Source organism: Candidatus Acidiferrales bacterium (assembly GCA_035515795.1).
In the GTDB taxonomy this organism is placed as follows: Bacteria; Bacteroidota; Ignavibacteria; order Kryptoniales; family JAKASW01; genus JAKASW01.
Genome location: DATJAY010000002.1, coordinates 47,195 through 65,162 on the forward strand (window position 1 = coordinate 47,195; position 17,968 = coordinate 65,162).

16 protein-coding genes are annotated in these 17,968 nt (G+C 47.6%); 4 read left to right on the forward strand and 12 right to left on the reverse strand.

What is annotated here, in order from left to right; all coding sequences use genetic code 11:
• Nucleotides 1-18: 18 nt before the first annotated feature.
• Nucleotides 19-1,146: a prephenate dehydrogenase gene (locus VLX91_00495; protein HUI28662.1), complete on the reverse strand. Its 1,128-nt coding sequence runs from the start codon at nucleotides 1,144-1,146 to the stop codon at nucleotides 19-21.
• An 84-nt stretch (nucleotides 1,147-1,230) separates the two neighbouring features.
• The gene (aroF, locus tag VLX91_00500) at nucleotides 1,231-2,247 is read right to left on the reverse strand and encodes a 3-deoxy-7-phosphoheptulonate synthase (GenBank protein ID HUI28663.1); all 1,017 of its coding nucleotides are present in this window, start codon (nucleotides 2,245-2,247) and stop codon (nucleotides 1,231-1,233) included.
• A gap of 430 nt (nucleotides 2,248-2,677) precedes the next feature.
• On the opposite strand from aroF, the gene VLX91_00505 reads away from it, so the two are divergent.
• On the forward strand, nucleotides 2,678-4,579 hold the full coding sequence (locus tag VLX91_00505; GenBank protein HUI28664.1) for a glycoside hydrolase family 44 protein: 1,902 nt from the start codon (nucleotides 2,678-2,680) through the stop codon (nucleotides 4,577-4,579).
• A 57-nt stretch (nucleotides 4,580-4,636) separates the two neighbouring features.
• Here VLX91_00505 and lptB read toward each other — a convergent pair whose 3' ends face one another.
• The 10 genes from lptB to VLX91_00555 all read right to left on the reverse strand — a co-directional run bounded on the left by lptB (nucleotide 4,637) and on the right by VLX91_00555 (nucleotide 13,669).
• Nucleotides 4,637-5,413, reverse strand: a complete 777-nt coding sequence (lptB, locus tag VLX91_00510) for an LPS export ABC transporter ATP-binding protein (protein HUI28665.1) — start codon at nucleotides 5,411-5,413, stop codon at nucleotides 4,637-4,639.
• Nucleotides 5,410-6,768: an LPS export ABC transporter periplasmic protein LptC gene (gene lptC, locus VLX91_00515; GenBank protein HUI28666.1), complete on the reverse strand. Its 1,359-nt coding sequence runs from the start codon at nucleotides 6,766-6,768 to the stop codon at nucleotides 5,410-5,412. Before lptC (VLX91_00515) ends, lptB begins: the two co-directional genes overlap by 4 nt.
• The gene (gene lptC / locus VLX91_00520; protein HUI28667.1) at nucleotides 6,765-7,325 is read right to left on the reverse strand and encodes an LPS export ABC transporter periplasmic protein LptC; all 561 of its coding nucleotides are present in this window, start codon (nucleotides 7,323-7,325) and stop codon (nucleotides 6,765-6,767) included. Before lptC (VLX91_00520) ends, lptC (VLX91_00515) begins: the two co-directional genes overlap by 4 nt.
• Nucleotides 7,322-8,311: a KpsF/GutQ family sugar-phosphate isomerase gene (locus tag VLX91_00525; protein ID HUI28668.1), complete on the reverse strand. Its 990-nt coding sequence runs from the start codon at nucleotides 8,309-8,311 to the stop codon at nucleotides 7,322-7,324. Before VLX91_00525 ends, lptC (VLX91_00520) begins: the two co-directional genes overlap by 4 nt.
• Nucleotides 8,308-8,814, reverse strand: a complete 507-nt coding sequence (locus tag VLX91_00530) for an HAD hydrolase family protein (GenBank protein HUI28669.1) — start codon at nucleotides 8,812-8,814, stop codon at nucleotides 8,308-8,310. The genes VLX91_00525 and VLX91_00530 overlap by 4 nt, the downstream gene beginning before the upstream one ends.
• Nucleotides 8,815-8,884: 70 nt before the next feature.
• The gene (gene kdsA / locus VLX91_00535; GenBank protein HUI28670.1) at nucleotides 8,885-9,709 is read right to left on the reverse strand and encodes a 3-deoxy-8-phosphooctulonate synthase; all 825 of its coding nucleotides are present in this window, start codon (nucleotides 9,707-9,709) and stop codon (nucleotides 8,885-8,887) included.
• Between the two features lie 230 nt (nucleotides 9,710-9,939).
• Complete coding sequence (gene pta / locus VLX91_00540; GenBank protein HUI28671.1) at nucleotides 9,940-10,920, reverse strand: phosphate acetyltransferase; 981 nt, start codon at nucleotides 10,918-10,920, stop codon at nucleotides 9,940-9,942.
• A 186-nt stretch (nucleotides 10,921-11,106) separates the two neighbouring features.
• Entirely contained in the window at nucleotides 11,107-12,078 is a 972-nt protein-coding gene (locus VLX91_00545) for a hypothetical protein (GenBank protein ID HUI28672.1), read from the reverse strand.
• A 223-nt stretch (nucleotides 12,079-12,301) separates the two neighbouring features.
• Complete coding sequence (locus VLX91_00550; GenBank protein HUI28673.1) at nucleotides 12,302-12,952, reverse strand: methylated-DNA--[protein]-cysteine S-methyltransferase; 651 nt, start codon at nucleotides 12,950-12,952, stop codon at nucleotides 12,302-12,304.
• A 72-nt stretch (nucleotides 12,953-13,024) separates the two neighbouring features.
• Nucleotides 13,025-13,669, reverse strand: a complete 645-nt coding sequence (locus tag VLX91_00555) for a LysE family transporter (protein ID HUI28674.1) — start codon at nucleotides 13,667-13,669, stop codon at nucleotides 13,025-13,027.
• Between the two features lie 212 nt (nucleotides 13,670-13,881).
• Between VLX91_00555 and VLX91_00560 the strand changes: the two genes are divergently transcribed.
• The 3 genes from VLX91_00560 to VLX91_00570 are packed head-to-tail and all read left to right on the forward strand — an operon-like array spanning nucleotide 13,882 to nucleotide 17,961.
• Entirely contained in the window at nucleotides 13,882-15,852 is a 1,971-nt protein-coding gene (locus tag VLX91_00560) for a peptidylprolyl isomerase (GenBank protein HUI28675.1), read from the forward strand.
• Entirely contained in the window at nucleotides 15,815-16,678 is an 864-nt protein-coding gene (locus tag VLX91_00565) for a peptidyl-prolyl cis-trans isomerase (protein ID HUI28676.1), read from the forward strand. Before VLX91_00560 ends, VLX91_00565 begins: the two co-directional genes overlap by 38 nt.
• The gene (locus tag VLX91_00570) at nucleotides 16,678-17,961 is read left to right on the forward strand and encodes a peptidylprolyl isomerase (GenBank protein ID HUI28677.1); all 1,284 of its coding nucleotides are present in this window, start codon (nucleotides 16,678-16,680) and stop codon (nucleotides 17,959-17,961) included. The genes VLX91_00565 and VLX91_00570 overlap by 1 nt, the downstream gene beginning before the upstream one ends.
• Nucleotides 17,962-17,968 lie beyond the last annotated feature (7 nt).

The following is a 17,968-nucleotide window of genomic DNA, read 5'->3' on the forward strand; positions in this document are numbered from 1 at the left end:
TAAAGGCCGCCGATTTTCCTAACCTTCGTATTCTTTCCGCAAAATTTGAAAACCCTCCCGTTCAAGCATTTGTGCGGCGTGATCCATGATCTGTTCCGTGTCGAATGAGAGTCTGAACATCCCGCCTGTACCTTCTCGTACTTTCAGAAGCTCGATATCCTTTATGTTTATGCTTGAATCGGCGAGCGTTGTAGTAATTTCTTTGAGAACTCCGACTTTGTCTTCAACAACCACGTAAAGGTCATAGAGGGGATGCAAGAATCCTTTCCCGCCTTTACGAATTTGTGAACGGCCATATTTGGCGTTTTCAAATTCGCGCTCCACTTCTTTAAGCTTCCCCTGAGTGATGGAGACACGTAGATCGGAGAGCCTCTTAACAAAAACATCGATGATATCATCTATGTTGGCTCTGTTTGAAGCGATCACGTCTTTCCACACGGCGAAGTCGCTCGAAGCAATCCTCGTCATATCTCTAAAACCGCCGGCAGCGAGCGTGTTGAAGTTCTCGTCACGCTTCGAAAGTCCATTTATCAGATCCACGAGTTCTACGGCAATGAGCTGCGGCAGGTGGCTTGTGGCCGCGGCGATCTTGTCGTGTTTTGCCGAATCCATGAACAATATCCTGGCGCCAAGCTGTTGGATGGATTCGAGCAGAGACGATATTGTTTCTTCCGGATAATTTCTCAGCGGGCTGAGGACATAAACGGCATTCTGGAAAAGAAAAGGCTGCGCGGCTTCGACACCGGATTTTTCGGAACCTGCCATGGGATGTCCGCCCACAAAAACGATGTTCTTTGGAATGCATTCTTTTGCTGCATCCATGACAGGTTTTTTCACGCCCGCAACATCCGTAATTATTGTGCCATCATGTGCAACGGCCGCGACTTCTTTGATAACTTCAACTGTTTTATCTGAGGGGACGCAAATAAAAATTACCTCGGGGCCTTCGCTGCATATGTCGGAGACACTTTTCGATACTGTCACAAAGGGTATATGTTTCAAAATCGACTTCTCATTCTGGGGCAGATCGAGCACAAAGACACGGTGACCGCTTTTGGCGAGCGACAGCGCAATCGAGCCGCCGATCATTCCGCAACCGATCACACCTATCTTCTTCAGCGAATTAAAATTCTCAAATTCATCCAACTTCAGTTACTCCGACCTGTTTGAGAAAGGTGCTTGGCGAAGTGATCTCGTGTTCAGCCATTGTTTTGTTTCATCTGCCCATTGTTAAGCGACTTTCCTTCCGATAGCTTCAGCGATCAGTCTGATTTCCTTCATCATTTGAATGAACTGGTCAGGGAAGAGAGATTGCGGGCCGTCGGAGAGCGCCTTTGCCGGATCGTTGTGAACTTCGACCATAATCCCGTCGGCACCCACAGCGACGGCAGCTCTTGCGACCGGTACGACCTTTTCACGAATGCCGGTTGCATGGGACGGATCGACAATTACCGGGAGATGACTCTTTTTGTGTACGACAGGAATCGCGTTAATGTCGAGTGTATTCCTCGTGGAATTCTCGAATGTCCGTATCCCGCGCTCACACAACATAACGTTCCTGTTTCCTCCCGCAAGTATGTATTCAGCTGCCATAAGCCATTCTTCGACAGTTGCGGCGAGCCCGCGCTTCAGCATGACCGGTTTGGATATTTTCCCGATCTCTTTCAACAGAAAGAAATTCTGCATGTTGCGCGCGCCGACCTGAAGAATGTCGGCATATTGTGCCACTATATCAATCTGGCTTGTATCCATGACTTCGGTGATCACCAGGAGGTTGAATTTGTCTCCTGCCTTCCTCAGCAGCTTCAGTCCGTCTTCGCCCAATCCCTGAAACGAATAGGGGGAAGTTCTCGGCTTGAATGCGCCGCCGCGAAGAATCTTTGCTCCGTTCTTTGCGACATTATCCGCTATCGTGAAAAGTTGATTCTCATTTTCAACCGCGCATGGTCCAGCCATGACCACCACCTCGTTCCCGCCGATCTTTACCCCTTTGATCTCGATGACTGTTCCTTCCGGTTTGAATGTCCTGTTCGCGAGTTTGTACGGCTCCGTGACACGGTATACCTCGTCGACCCCCGGAAGAACCTGGATCTGCCTGTGGTCGAAATCGGGTTTTACTCCGATTGCGCCAAGTATAGTTCTCGAAACGCCTGTCGAACGATGGACGTCGAAGCCGAACTCGTTCAAAACTTTTATTACGTTTTCGATCTCGGCTTCCGATGCTTCTTCTTCAAATACCACAACCATGTTAGATGCTCCTTAGATTAAACTCTAATTGAAAATTTATGATTAAGAGAGATTTTTCTTTCTGGATTAACGACAAAATACAATTATATCTGTGAATAGAGTCAATTCCCCCATTGGGGGAAATAGAAATAGGAGTATAACCAGTTAGCCCAAACTGGTCGGGCGTCGGAGAGGGATTGTTGTATTTCGTTACTGCTTTTCACTGTCTGAATATAAACAACTAAGGTCTAATTCTGCAAGAAGATTCAGAAGAAATTACCCACAGGTTGCAAGATCTGATTTCGCGAATAGGCTGCCTGTTCAGGCTTCATCACCATCGCCTGACTCGTTCATTATTTCTAACTCAGTCATCGATGAGTTTTTTAGTTTTCCTCATCAAAGTATATTGGTAAAAATGCTTGAGATGCCGATAAATGATTGTGAGATAACGATGAGAAATCTCTTACCAATACTGGTCTTTTTCTTTCTTCCGACTTATATCATTGCTCAGAACGTTTCCTTCACTGTGATGGCAGCCGATTCGGCAAAGCCGATCAGTCCGTACATCTATGGAACAAATCAGCTGTTAGCCGGTGGAGAAAACTGGACCGCTATGCGAATCGGCGGGAACCGTCTTACCGGCTACAACTGGGAAAACAACGCATCCAATGCAGGCAGTGATTGGTTTCAATCGAGCGACGACTATCTCACATCAGTATTTAACATACCTTCGGACAGTTCCAATATTCCCGCGATTGTTACCGAGGCATTTTATAATCAGGCTCATCAGATCGGTTCTTATCCTCTCGTCACGCTTCAAATGGCAGGTTTCGTCGCGAAGGATAAGAATGGAACGGTTGATTCGTCGGAGACCGCTCCATCTTCGCGGTGGGCTTATGTGGCGTTTCAAAAAGGATCTCACCTTTCGCTTCAACCCGATACAGGCGATGACACTGTTTTCATGGATGAATATGTGAACTTTTTGGTGAGCAAATACGGAACTGCAAGCGCGCCCACCGGTATTCGCGGCTATGAGTTAGATAATGAACCCGACCTTTGGAATTCAACGCATCCGAGGCTTCATCCCTTGCAGCCGACGTGCCAGGAGATTATTTCCAGGTCAGTAAATCTGTCACGAGCTGTGAAGAAGATTGATTCTTCCGCCGAGATATTCGGACCTGTCTCCTACGGATTCAACGGCTATTTGTCTTTTCAAGGTGCCCCCGACTGGAGTACTGTCAGCGCCGGAAAAGGATATTCATGGTTCCTTGATTACTACCTGGATCAAATGAAAAGGGCGAGCGATTCCACAGGCAAAAGACTGCTCGACGTTCTCGACCTGCACTGGTATCCTGAGGCGCAGGGAAGCGACGGAAACAGGATTGTAAACTCCAACGCCACGACGACCGTTGATAACCTGGCGAGAGTTCAAGCCCCGCGGACTCTGTGGGATCCATCTTACAAAGAGCAAAGCTGGATCGCTCAGTATTTTCCATCGTATCTACCCCTCATTCCGAAAGTAATGGAGTCGATCGGCAGATATTATCCCGGAACAAAATTAGCATTTACTGAGATTAACTACGGCGGTGAGAATGACATCTCGGGTGCGCTGGCAACCGATGATGTCCTTGGAATATTTGCGAAGTACGGTGTCTATCTCGCCACATTCTGGCAGCTCAATGGTCCATCTCAATTCATTTCAGCTGCATACAAAATGTACAGGAACTATGATGGCGAAGACTCAAAGTTCGGTGATTATTATATCCCGTCACGAACCAGCGACAGCGTAGACTTCTCGATCTATGCGTCGATAAAGAGCGATGAGAACAAAATCCATCTGATAGTGATAAACAAGAACTACAACACAGGTGTAACCGGCAGCTTTTCCATTCTGTCATCAAAGCAAATCACAGGAGGAAGAGTCTGGGAGCTCAACCGTTATGGCTCGCAGATACATGAGCTCGACAGCGTGACAAATATATCCAACAATGCGTTTTCATACCCGATTGAAGCGGCATCAATCTGCCATTTTGTTTTGCAGACTTCGGCAACGACGAATATTGTCGAGAGAAACAGAACTCCGGACAAATTTGAATTGGCTGCGTATCCAAATCCTTTCAACCCCTCCTGTCGAATCCAGTACAATATCCCGGACAATTCAATCTCAAGACTCGAGGTCTATTCAGTCACCGGTGCTTTAATAAAAACTTTCGACGGGCTTTCTCATTCCGGTTCACTGACATGGGATGGCACGAACGAGAACAAACGGAAGGTAGCGTCGGGTGTGTATTTCGCTATTCTGCGAAATGCGGAACACCTGTTTGCAACAGAGAAATTGCTTTTGCTGAAATAACCGGAGGATCGGACGGGACGCTGTCCATTTTTAAGCTGGCGGCACGGTCTTCTGATCTCAGTATCGGTCCAGTCTAAAATTCTCTCCGAGATAGAGCTTTCTAGCTTCCGTATCGTTTGCGAGGAACTCTGACGTCCCCTCTTTTAATATTTTCCCTTCGAACAATAAGTAAGCACGATCCACGATAGAAAGTGTTTCGTGGACGTTATGGTCGGTTATCAGAACTCCGATCCCTCGCTTTTTCAGGTTCACCACGATTTTCATTATGTCTTCGACCGCAAGAGGATCGATTCCGGCAAAAGGTTCATCGAGGAGCATGAACTTCGGATCGGATGCGAGCGCGCGGGCTATTTCGGTTCTTCTTCGCTCGCCGCCGCTGAGAGCGTAACCGAGAGTTTTGCGGATGTTCGAAAGTCCCAGTTCTTCGACAAGCCGGTCGGCCTGATCCCTTCTTACCGTTCCATTTAATTTCCTGTATTCGAGGACAGCCATGATATTATCCTCAACCGTCATCTTCCGAAAAATAGAAGCCTCCTGCGGCAAATATCCGATTCCGAGGCGCGCCCTCTTGTACATCGGCAATCCCGTGATCTGAGTGACGCCTATGAATACGTTTCCCGAGTTTGGCTTAACCATTCCGACCATCATATAGAAAGTTGTCGTCTTGCCGGCGCCGTTCGGTCCGAGTAGACCGACAACCTCACCTTGACGGACTTCGACTGAGACGTCATTCACAACGTATCTTTTTTTATACCTTTTATATAGACCGCGCGAATGCAATACGCTGCTTTCAGAGAGCGTATAATCCATTTGTGCAGTTGAAGACTCGTTCATTTATCTAACTGCGAAATTTTTGTCCACTCCCGCGGAAACTCCGATTTTTCCGGACGATTTCTGTAGTAGATAAAACCCGCCAGGTTATAAGAGTCTACTCCACCCTTGACAAGTTTTTCCGGATAATATGTCCCCTCGACTCCGCTAATTACCGCGATTCTCTCTATCTTTCCGTCCTTGAAATACATCACGACCCGGTCACCGCTGACTCTGTTAACTCCGTTAGGTTTATTTTTGTCGTAAAGATAATACAAACTGGTTGCGTTATTTTCAACGATGATATGGTCCACCTTCCTGTCGTTCAGATACATTGTCAGTTTTTTGCCTTTGAGCTGGTTGTATCTGTCGGCGAAAATGGAATCGCTCTGCGACACAGCGAACGCCGCGCCGTCGACAACAACATGATCAATTTTCTTGTCGCGGATGTAAACCGTTATGCTGTCGCCGGTAAGCTGATTATCTTCGTGCCAGACGACAGGCTCCTTCTCCAGGACAACCATGCTGTCCTTGGAAAAATAAATTCCATAACCACAGTGCGCGGAAAGCGAGCCCCGAATTATCTGCACGCTGTCCTTCGCGATGAACCGCTCGTTTGCACTGTCACGGTAAGCTTCCATGATCAACGAGGTAATCATCATCGTGTCGATTTTTCCGTCCGAACTCGTATCGATTTGTACGAGAAGAGGTTCTCCGGTCATGAGGCTGTAGTTTCTTTTGCTGTAATCTTCGAAATGGAAACCGCGGACCGTAATATTGTTTTCGAGACTCTTTATCCTGACGTTTACATCCGCAAATGTCTTCTCTTCCTCCCGGTAATAAATAAGCTGGTCAGACGTCAATTGCGATGCTGAGTCGCGGACAAAAACGTCTCCGAAGAACTGTGCCACCTTGGTATCCGTGTTGTAATTGCCTCTGTCCGCGGTCAGGGTCCGGCGCCTGTCGTTTAGATAAACCGCACTATCGCTTGAAACGGTGCTTGTTTTCCCGAAATACGTCCCGTGTTTTGTTCGCAGCGTCAGAGTATCGTCCTCCACTCTCACGTTGCCGTAAAGATCGACGATATCCAGCGTCATGTTTTGAACTGCTCGGTCGCAATTCAGAGTCGTGTTTCCTCGCTGCATTACGACATGACCGACCAGGTCGCGGTAGCTATCCCCGTTTAGACTGTAGCCGACGAGGCTGTCTGCGTGAATCAATCGAACGGTCTGTTCCTGTGCGTTAGCCGCGACGAGAGGGAGCAGGCGGGAGGCGATCAAGAAGATGCAGGGAATTCTCAGCGTACGAATTACTGCTTCTAGATTCTTGCTACCGGTGACTTCTTTCCCGTCCTTTTTGTCGCTGAAGGTAAGACTCACTTTTCAGATTTTGCCTCCCCGCTGACGTTGAATATCTTGTAATTCCTGAGATCGCGGTCAGATTCCATACCGATTCCTTGTATGGTCTCCTTCGGGGAGACGATCCTCACGAAAACATCTGAAGTAACCTTTTGGGTCCTGTTGTTCCAGTAGAGTTGCTGGGTCCATAAAGTCGTCCCGCTGTCGTTATGGGCGTATACGTTCCCGATCGCTTCGAGATCGTTTGTCTGGTCATTCACAATGCCGCTGTCGGAAGTGAGATAACTCGTGTGGACTCCGCGATCGTCGAAAAAATCGACGCGGACACTGTCGCCGAGGTAAGTCTTGCTTTGATTGTTGAATACCACGGCGTGTCCTGCTTTTAGAACTCCTTTCGTTATTCCGCTATCGGTGAAAAGTATCGTCGAATTCCAGCTCTCCTGATCGGGAGGATTCCCGGAAATCGGTACCACTGTAGGTTTCAATTTTTCTTCGCAGCCGGTAAGGACGATAGCCGGCAACTGACAGCATACGTCTAAAATAAAAACAGCAAAAATTCCCGGGAGAATTTTTTTCATGATTCCGATTTGGAAGAAAGTCCCGCTTTTACAAGGTCGTGGAGATGGATCATGCCCGCCGGTTTATGAAAATCGTCCACGACTACCAGCTGCGAGATATTAAAATTCTCCATCAGTTCGAGAGCCGCAACGGCGAGTGTATTTTGTTTCACAAATTTTGGATTTCTTGTCATGACGTCGTCGATAATCAAGTGAGAAAAATCAAGATCCTTCTGCAGAAGCCTTCGTAAGTCGCCGTCTGTTATTATTCCGACGAGCTGATTATCAGAATTAACCACACAGGCGGCTCCCAATCTTCCCGACGTCATCACAAGAATCGTTTCCCTGAGAGATGTCGACACGGCAACCTTGGGGATGTCTTTCCCTTTCACCATCAGTTCCTCCAGTCGCAGGAAAAGCCGCTTGCCGAGGTTTCCGCCGGGATGGAACATAGCGAATTCTTCTTCGGTAAAATTCTTGCGATCCAGCAGTGCGATTGCGAGTGCGTCGCCGATGACGAGCGCTGCCGTCGTCGAGGCAGTGGGTGCCAGATCGTACGGGCATGCTTCTTGTTCAACACTTGCATCGAGAACGAAATCGCTTTCTCTTCCCAGCTTGGACACCTTGTTGCCGATGATCGAGATAATTGGAACTCCGATTCGCTTGAACAATGGAACGAGCTGTAGGATTTCTTCCGTGTCTCCGCTCTTCGAAATGCATACGACGACATCCTCCGGTCTCACCATTCCCAAATCGCCATGGACTGCGTCGCTTGGATGCATGTAAATGGCCGGCGTTCCGGTCGAATTCATAGTCGCCACGATCTTCCGCGCGATGAGGCCCGATTTTCCCATGCCGGTGATGACAACGCGGCCGTTTATTTTCGAAATCAAATCGACGACCCCCGCAAAGGCTTCATCTATTTTATTTTCGAGCGCGCGAATCGCTTCGGCTTCTATTCTGACTACTTCTTTTCCTTTTTTAATAGCATCCATCGGAGAATTCATATCTTCTTCTGCGCCTTTAAGATTAGATCGATTATTTCCCGGACGGCACCTTGTCCGCCGCGCGACTTGCTGACGTAATCGACTTTCGTCCGCACTTCTCTGACCGCATTTGCCGGCGCAGCGCTGAATCCGACTTTGCGAAGGAGCGGAAGGTCAAGGATGTCGTCGCCAACGTATGCGATCTCTGATGATTCAAGCGAATAGATTTTCTTGATCTCCTCGAATGGAGTTATCTTGTCGATTGATCCCTGATATAGATCGACAACGCCGAGTTCCATGGCGCGCCGCTTAACGACCTCGGATTGCCGCCCGGTAATTATTCCGACTCTGATTCCGCTGTTCGTCGCATTTGTGATCCCGAAGCCGTCCTGCGAGTCGAATATTTTCATTTCGATGCCGTCGGGTCCGTAAATTATGGTTCCATCGGTAAGGACTCCGTCGACGTCCAGAAAAATTGCTTTGATTTTTTTCAGCTTCGGAAGGAGTGATTGTAGTTTTGTCATTTGTACGATCCCTCCGCCGTCTCGCCATCTCTACACGGCAACTTCTTCGAGACAGTTTTCGTCATTCCGTTCACAGTTCTCGTCTCAGCATGTCGATCTTCTTCACCTGAGTGAGCAGCGGCTCGAATGACTCAAACGGGAGTTGCGTGGAGGCATCACTTAATGCCTTCCTCGGTTCAGGATGGGTTTCAAGAAAGAGCCCGTCAATTCCAACTGCAACTCCGGCGCGAGCGATTGGGAAAATATATTCGGGTTGGCCGCCCGTTTTGTCTTTCTCTGCGCCCGGCAACTGAACTGAATGAGTCGCATCCAGAATGACAGGGAAGCCGCTGTCGCGCATTATGACCAGAGACCTCATGTCGACAACAAGGTTGTGATAACCGAAGCTTGCGCCGCGCTCTGTAAGCATCACTTTGGAATTTCCGGTCGCCGCAACTTTGTCAGCCTGCAGCTTCATGTCTTCCGGTGCCATGAACTGGCCTTTTTTTATGTTGACTCCCTTGCCGGTTTTCCCGGCTGCCTGAAGGAGCTCGGTTTGCCTGCAAAGAAAGGCCGGGATCTGCAGAACATCGGCGACTTCTGCCGCCGCATCAATTTCAGTTTCAGAATGCACGTCCGTCAAAATCGGGAGCTCAAATTCTCTTCTCACCTCTTCGAGAATTTTCAACGCTTCGTCCATTCCAATTCCCGCAAAAGATTTGCCGCTTGTGCGATTCGCTTTCTTGTAACTCGATTTATAAATGTAGGGCAAGCGAAGTTTTCCGGTAATCTGTTTGGCTTCGGCCGCTACTTTCAGTGCAAGCTCGCGGCTTTCGACGACGCAAGGACCTGCGATAATCACGAGCGGATTACCATTTCCGATTTTGATTTTGCCTATTACGATTTCTCTTGTCATTTGAATTTAGAGATTTTGAGTCACTCCTGAATGAAAGCTGCCGTCGGGAGAACTCTTGAAAAGTGAAGATAGCACACTGAAAACACAGATTCATCCCGTAGAATATGTGCTCAGTCTTGACTAAGCCCAGATTTCGATTTTCATTGATCGATTGCGATTAACTAATGTATGCAAACCTAATTCTTCCGGATAATCCGGGCGATTCTGTCGAATGCAACCCTCTTGGGTTTTCACACACCCATGACGCAGTTTATCGCAACAACGTCTACTATATCCTGAACGCTGCATCCGCGTGAAAGATCGAAAGCCGGTTTCTTTAATCCCTGTACAATCGGCCCGAGTGCATCCGCACCGCCCATGCGCTGTGCCATCTTGTAACCGATGTTTCCTGCGTTCAAGTCGGGAAATATGAGTACGTTGGCCTCGCCCGCGACGGAGCTCGCCGGAGCTTTGCGCTTCGCTACGTCCGGAACGATCGCGGCGTCAAGCTGGAGTTCTCCGTCTATCTTCAAATGCGCCGCTTTCTTGCGCGCAATCTCGGTGGCCTGCACCACCTTGTCGACCAGCTCATGTTTCGCGCTGCCTTTTGTCGAGAACGAAAGCATCGCAACTCGCGGTTCTTCACCGACAAGCTTTTGATGATTCCCTGCGGTGGTAATGGCAATGTCGGCGAGCTGTTCTGCATTAGGATTCGGGACTACGCCGCAGTCGGCAAACGTATAGACTTTATTTGGAAACACAATCAGGAAGAAACTTGATACGATAGAGATTCCTTCCTGCATTCCTATTACCTGGATTCCTGCTCGAAGTACGTCGCCTGTTGTCGAAAGGGAACCTGCGACGCTTCCATCGGCGAGTCCATCCTTCAGCATCATGGCTCCCCAAAAGAGAGGATGCTTCATGGTTTGAACAGCCTGCTCCGGAGTTATGCCTTTCGATTTTCTCATCTCATAAAAAGTCCTTGCATATCGCTCCGCGTTGTCGTGATTTTCAGGATCCACGATTGCAATTCCGTTAAGGTGAGCTCCTGAGTCCTCTGCTTTTTTGCGGATTTCTTTTTCATTCCCGATAAGGAAAATGTTTGCGATCGTTTGGTCAGTGATTTTTCGTGCCGCGAGTATCGCGCGCTCATCCGTCGCGTCCGGCAGCACGACCCGGCGGTTCAATGCCTTCGCTTTCGCCTTGATTGATTCAACTAATTTTGTTTCCATGATTTTGTTTTCTTGTGATTGTTACGAATAATCTAACCTTCCTGCGCTGAAAGGGCAATGCCGCGCGGAACGGCGTGTTCGCGTTTCGGTCCGGTAGCCTAACAGTATCGGCTTGCGGATCACTCGGGATGTCAATATAAATCAGCGGAATGATGGTTTGAAGTGCCGAGGTGTGTGATGCGGCTTCTAAAAGACGGCCTTAGTGACTTGGTTGCAATGACGGTATTCCACGCAATATAATTTCAATGAGCCCGCGGAGACCTGCAAGCTGATGAGTACATCGCTGTCGCCGGTCAGGGAAAGTATTTCATAAGGTCGGAACTCATTCACCTTCAATTCGAGAATGCTCCTGTTCTTCGTTATGTCTTTACCGAGAACCAAGTGATGCGTGGATTCCATTGAAGTATGAACTCGAACGGATGCTCCTTCTTCCGAGCCGAAAAAAACGTTGACGGACTCGTCTTTCAGGCAGCTGATGTAAACCGTGCTTCCCGATTTACCCTCGATAAAATCTCGACCGACGAACCACGACCCGCACGGATAAATTGTATTCGGGAGATAGAAGTCGGGAAGAGAAAACTGCTGATCGGTCTCCGGGGTAACCAAGCTACTGAACAGGTAGTCGCCGGTGACATATCCCATCTGTTTCATCGTATAGCTGACTGGATGCGGGAAATCGTAATCCAACTCACCGATAGCCGGCAGATCCTCTCTGTACCCTGATGCGGCAAGACGTGCTTGAATCGTGCGCTCAAATTCTCTGAAGCTGATTTCACCTTCGCACTGCAATTTTAGAAATGAATTTGAATCGACAACAAAAAGGGCGGGAACCGCTTTGATCCTTGCTTGATGTTCCATCATGCCGTTTCCGTCAAAAATCGAATTCTTCATCAGATTGAATCTCTGCAGGGTGAGTTGAGCAGTGTTTCCGCGGAACATGCAAGACAACCGCGGTTCCATGATGAACCAAAATCCTACGGGAAGTTTTTCGTATCGCCGGGCTATCCGCTGGACCAACTCTACGGCTTCGGAAGAATTCCCGGAAACGGGCTCAAAGAACAGCACAGCGCTGATGAGATTCCTAGAATAATCTACTTCTATCCATTCACCGACTACGTTTGTGCCGCTGATTTGAGGCGCCCGCGTTTGATTACTCATTTCCATTGGTGCTTAATAACTAAATCTCAATCAAAATTCAATAGCATATCGAGAGTGATTTGTAAGAATATTTTCTCTGATGGACTATTAGACAGCCGCGAGATTCAGATCAGCGCTCGGACTCGCATTTAAGGGGAAAATTGACAGCAAGAAACTTCAATAGGATTTTTTGGGACTCTGTAGACGAGATGGCATCATTAGAGAATACTCGATGCACACCGAACTATACTATGATAATTCCTTCAAGCCTGAGGAGGTACTCTTTCAATTTGATCCCGCCTGCGTAACCGATAAGTTTGCTGTTGGAACCGACGACCCGGTGGCAGGGTATCACGATCGGGAGAGGGTTTTTGCTTACTGAGGCTCCAACTGACCTGTAACCTCTGGTGTGAACTCTTTTCGCAATTTGTTTGTAGGTCGTCGTAGTGCCATACGGGGTCTTGGCAACCTCCGTCCAAATCTTTTGCTGAAATGGCGTTCCGATCAAATCTATATCAAGCTCGAACTTAGAGCGCTTGCCGATGAAGTACTCGTTTAGTTGGCGGATCGCGGAGGAGTTCTTTTTCCTGTCGTCGACGATTTCATCCGTTTGAAAATTTGAATTGATCCATCCAAAGAAACTGGATTTCGAATCTCTCGGGATGGCTATCTTGCACAAGCCTTTTTCAGTCGAAGCAATATAAATGACGCCGATGGGCGATTCGAACGAGGCGCAGAATATCTTCTTATTGGAATTGTCGTCATTTGTTTCGCGATGAATGGTCAGCAAACTGCTGGCGACCTCTATGTTTCTGAGAGGTCGTATATTTTGCCATGACTTAGAAAATTTTACGCGCACTTGTGACACGTTAGCATCTTCGAGTATTATTCGCAAACAATCTTTAAGAAAAGCACAACGACCAGTCTGCTGGACCACAGTCCCCGAAGCGATTCATGACGCTTCAATTTAGCTGATACCGTATTTCAAGAAGTGAGCCAGCAACTCGTAACCAATATAACCGCTAAACACCAACATAATAATGCCGGAAACTTTAGAAAGCAATGTAAGCGTCTCGGCTTTGAAAGAATCTCGCTTCCAAAATATCGCTTTCAGGAGCGAATAATACCAGAGCGCTGTTCCCGATCCTACTCCCAATGCGAAGAGGATTCCATCACCGATATTTCCGATAATCGATTCCTGGGATTGGATTATACCGCTGAGAGTTATCCAGAATGCGACAAGTGTAGGATTGGACACGTACATGAAAACTCCTACCAAGAATGCGCTGTGGAACCTGCCATTTTTCGGGACCAGATTTTCATAACGGAAACTCTCAACTTTTGTCGCCACATCTCTTATCCCGAGATAGAGAAGAAGGATGAAGCCGATAACTTGAAAAATTATGTTTACTGTAAACTTGTGAACAAATGCGGAGAGGCCCAGCATGGCAGCGGCACAGTAAAAAAAGTCCATAGCCGATGCACCCAACCCGACTGCAAAAGCATTACTGAAACCCTGTTTGAATCCTTTTGAGATAACAGTGACGTTGATCGGACCGACCGGTATGGAAATGACAATGCCTATGATCATACCCAGCACGAATGCGATCATATGGACGCTTTGCCCCTAAGGCAATTCTTTATGAAAATTCTTTTCACCCGCATAAAAGGCTAACAAAAATAAAGAACGGAAAAACAAATTGCAATCTTTAACTGAAGCTCGAGTCACAAGGAGTCACCGTCGCACCGATGTTTACCTTGATTTTCAGAGACCGGTTCTTTATGATTTAATCTGCGTTTTAAATCAAATTGGAGGTATCCTGAATGTCACTTAAGCATTCTTTTTATTTTTTGTTACTGAGCATCGTTGCGGCAGGCTGTGCGGCCAGTTCGAATATCGATGACAAAGTAATTGCCGTAGTCGGAAGCAAGAAAATTACTTACGGCGAATTCAAGCAGCAATATTCGAAGAATTATCTCGGCGGTTCCGACTCGATAGCATCGACCGAGAGCAAGGAAAAGTTTCTCGATCTTCTTGTGGATTACCACCTGAAACTCCTCGATGCAGAAGAGGAGCGCATTCAGGTCGATCCGGAGGTGAAGGCTGAGCTGAAAGGTTACAGGGACCAGCTCGCGGTGAGTTATGTCATGGAACGAGAGATTACTTTGCCGATGGTGCAGAAGATTTACGACCGGCAGAAATACGAGGCACGGGCCGAACAGGTGTTTATACCTTTTGCCGGCGATACCGCGAAAGCCCACAACCAAGCGCTCGAGGTAATCAAGGAACTCAAAGCGGGAACTCCGATAGATTCCATGATGAAGAAATATCGCGGCGGAGACACTTATTATGTTACTGCCGGTACATTTCTGCAATATGTCGGTGGAAGAGAATTTGAAGACATGTTGTTCACGCTTAATCCAGGCGATGTTGGACCGGTTCCTGTACAGACGGCCTACGGCTACATCATCGTCAAATTGTTGGAACGGAGACCACGGGTCGAGAGCGTGCGCGCAAGTCACATCCTCATTCCCATATCCGGATCTACTCCAGCGGATACACTGAAAGCATTCAACGAGGCGGTCGCAATTATGGATTCCGTAAAACAAGGAGTGGACTTCGGCAAATTAGCATCGGACAATTCTTCCGATAAATATTCGGCAGCAAAGGGAGGCGACCTCGGATTCTTCTCGCGCGGCATGATGGTCAGGCAATTCGATCAGGCGGCATTCAGCATGAAGGTTGGTGAAGTTGCCGGTCCTGTGAGAACGAGATTCGGTTACCATATAATTAAGTTGACGGACATAAAACCGCTGCCTCAATTTGCCGAGGTGAAAGATAAAATACGCGAAGCTTATCTGAACGGAGGATACAAACTGGATTTTTCGGCGTTCATAGATCAACTCAAAGCCAAGTACAATTACAAACCGGATGGCGAAACGCTGAAGTTCCTTTATAGCAAAATAGATTCTGCCAAACAATTTGATGGAAACAATTTTGATTCGCTTCTGACGCCCGCAGAACGGCAAAAAGCATTGTTCACATTCGACAATTCCGCCGGCACAATCGATACTGTCCTGTCGCTGGTGAAGTCAGGGAACATACAGGCTCCTCAAACGCTCCTGAACTGGCAGAATCTGAGTTCGCTCGTGGATGAATCTGCTAAACAAATGATCATTACTTATTACGCCGATTTAAAAGCGGAGACTTATCCGGACTTCGATTCGCTTATCGCCCAATATGAAAATGGGATTCTAATTTATCAGGTTGAGCAGAAGAACGTTTGGGGAAAAGTGGCTTCAACCGACAGCGTCCTGAAGCCGTACTATTTTGATCACATTAACAAATACTATTGGCCCAATCGAATCGACCTCAGCGAGATTCAGGTATTAACCGACAGTCTTGCCAATTTCATTTACGATTCGTTGAAAGCTGGCGGAGATTTCGATTCGCTCGCGGTGAAGTATACGAAGCGGCAGGGGATGGTCGAGAAGGACGGACATTGGGGATTGGTTGCCGATTCCACGAACGCTCTCTCCATGGCGGCAATGAAAATGAAGGAAGGAGAATTCGGTAAGCCGATCAACTTTGAAAACGGCTACTCGATAATTAGGGTCAACAAGTTTGTCCCATCCGGACCGAAGACTTTCGAGGAAGCGCGTCCGGAGGTATCTGCAGACTATCAAGAAGCCGAATCTAAGGAAGTTCAAAAAGAATGGATCGAAAGCTTGAGGAAGCGATTCGGCGTTCAAATCGATGACAAGACGTTCCGTGAACTTCTGGCAGGAAAATGACAGGATGGCAGTTCGCCTGATGATTGGGCTGGCGATTTTGTTGGCCGGATGTTCCCGTCATCAGGAAAACGGACGCCGTCTTGCATCTGTTAATAATTCATCGCTTTACGTGAAAGACATAGCTTCTCACGTGGATACGAACTCGGCCTACGCAGTCAGGAATTACGTTTCCAATTGGGTCAGTCAGCAGCTTTTGTTTGATGCGGCAAAGAAGGAAGGACTCGATAATGCGCCTGAGTTTCAAGAAAGCGTGGCGGAATATACCCGGCAGCTTGCCATAACGATGCTTCTTAACAGGAAGGTATACGAAGTTCCCATACAATTAAGCGAGGACGAGATTTCCAATTATTACAATTCTCACCGCGACGAGCTTCGGGCGAACAATGAAATTGTCTGCGTGAATCTTGCCGCGTTCGACAAGAGAAGCCGCGCTGTGTCCTTCAGGAATGCGCTTGTGTCAGGCTCATCGTGGAACGACGTGTTCAACGATATACCGACCAACGCTATCGTCGATGTGAAAGATTCCGTGTATATCACATCATCCAGTGTCCATCCGGCAATTTGGAACGTTATCCAATCACTCGAGACTCGAAGGATATCGTTCCCGATCCAGGTTGATACGTTGAGTTACGTCGTGCAGGTCATTAAGAAATTTGGTGTTGGAGATTTGCTTCCTATCGACTATGCATCTCCGCACATAAGAGAGCGGCTGACGATCGAGAAGAGACGTCAACGCTACCATTTGCTGTTAGATTCACTTCGTTCTGCCGGAAATTTTCAGATCGATCCGAGTGTTGCTATTAGAGACACGAATGTTGAGGAATGATGAATTCGAAGAGTATTTTTAAAGCGATCTTATTGATCGCTGTTTCTGCCGGGATCGCTCGGGCGCAAACCAAACCCGTTTTAGACGGGATCGTTGCTGTGGTAGGTAATGAAATTATTTTGAAGTCCGAGCTGGATTACCAGGTACAGCTGACGGCTTATCAAAGCAAACTGGATCCTAACGACTCTCTGCTTCGAAAGAGGGTTCTCGAAGCATTGGTTGACGACAAGCTTATTCTGGCTCAAGCGATTTTGGACAGCGTGACCGTTACTGATGACGAGGTGACCCGGCAGCTCGATTCCAGGATTCAGAATTTAGAAAAGCAACTGGGGAGCGACCAAAAGGTCGAAGAAGTCTATGGAATGTCTATCAACAAAATTCGATCTGAATTCAAGGACGACATGCGAAAGCAGCTGATAGTTGAAAAACTGAAGCAGCAGAAATTTGGAGATATGAAAGTCTCGGCTGTCGATGTGCGTAATTTTTATGACACCTATAAAGACAGCATTCCTCAAGTTCCCGAGGAGGTCACCCTGAGCCATATTTTCATAGTTCCCAAGCCGAGCGAGAAAGCACGCGATCAAGCATATTCACTCGCAAAGTCCCTTTTGGATTCCCTGAGGAGCGGTGCGGATTTCGCTGCCCTCGCAAAGAAGTATTCACAAGATCCCGGCAGCGCTTCCTCCGGAGGTGATCTTGGCTGGGCTAAACGCGGGCAGTTCGTTCCCGAATTTGAGCACGCCGTGTTTGATCTGAAGCCCAGTGAAATTTCAGATATTGTCGAAACACAATTCGGTTTCCATATAATACAATTATTGGATCGTCGCGGAGATCAGGTGCATGTCAGACACATCCTGATTCAAATACCGCATCTGCAATCGGATGACGATTCTGTTATTGTCTTGCTCGATTCATTAAGGGCTTATGCGATGGCAGGTGTCAAGTTCGCCGTGCTTGCGCGTGAATTTTCTCAGGATAAGGATACGAAGGATCTAGGGGGAGACCTCGGGACACTCGCTATCGATCAATTGGAACCTTCGTTCCTTGCAACGGTAAACAAGCTGAAAGTCGGAGAGATCAGTCTGCCTGAAAAAGTTACTTACGGAAAATCTTACGGCTACCATATTGTATATCTGCGGAACCAGATTCCACCTCACAAGGTAAGTTTGGATGAGGACTACGACAGACTTTCCAACATGGCTCTATCCATGAAGCAGAACCAGGCTTACCTTAATTGGATTAATCAACTCAAGAGTCAGATTTATCTAAAGATCATGAGTTGAGTTCGGC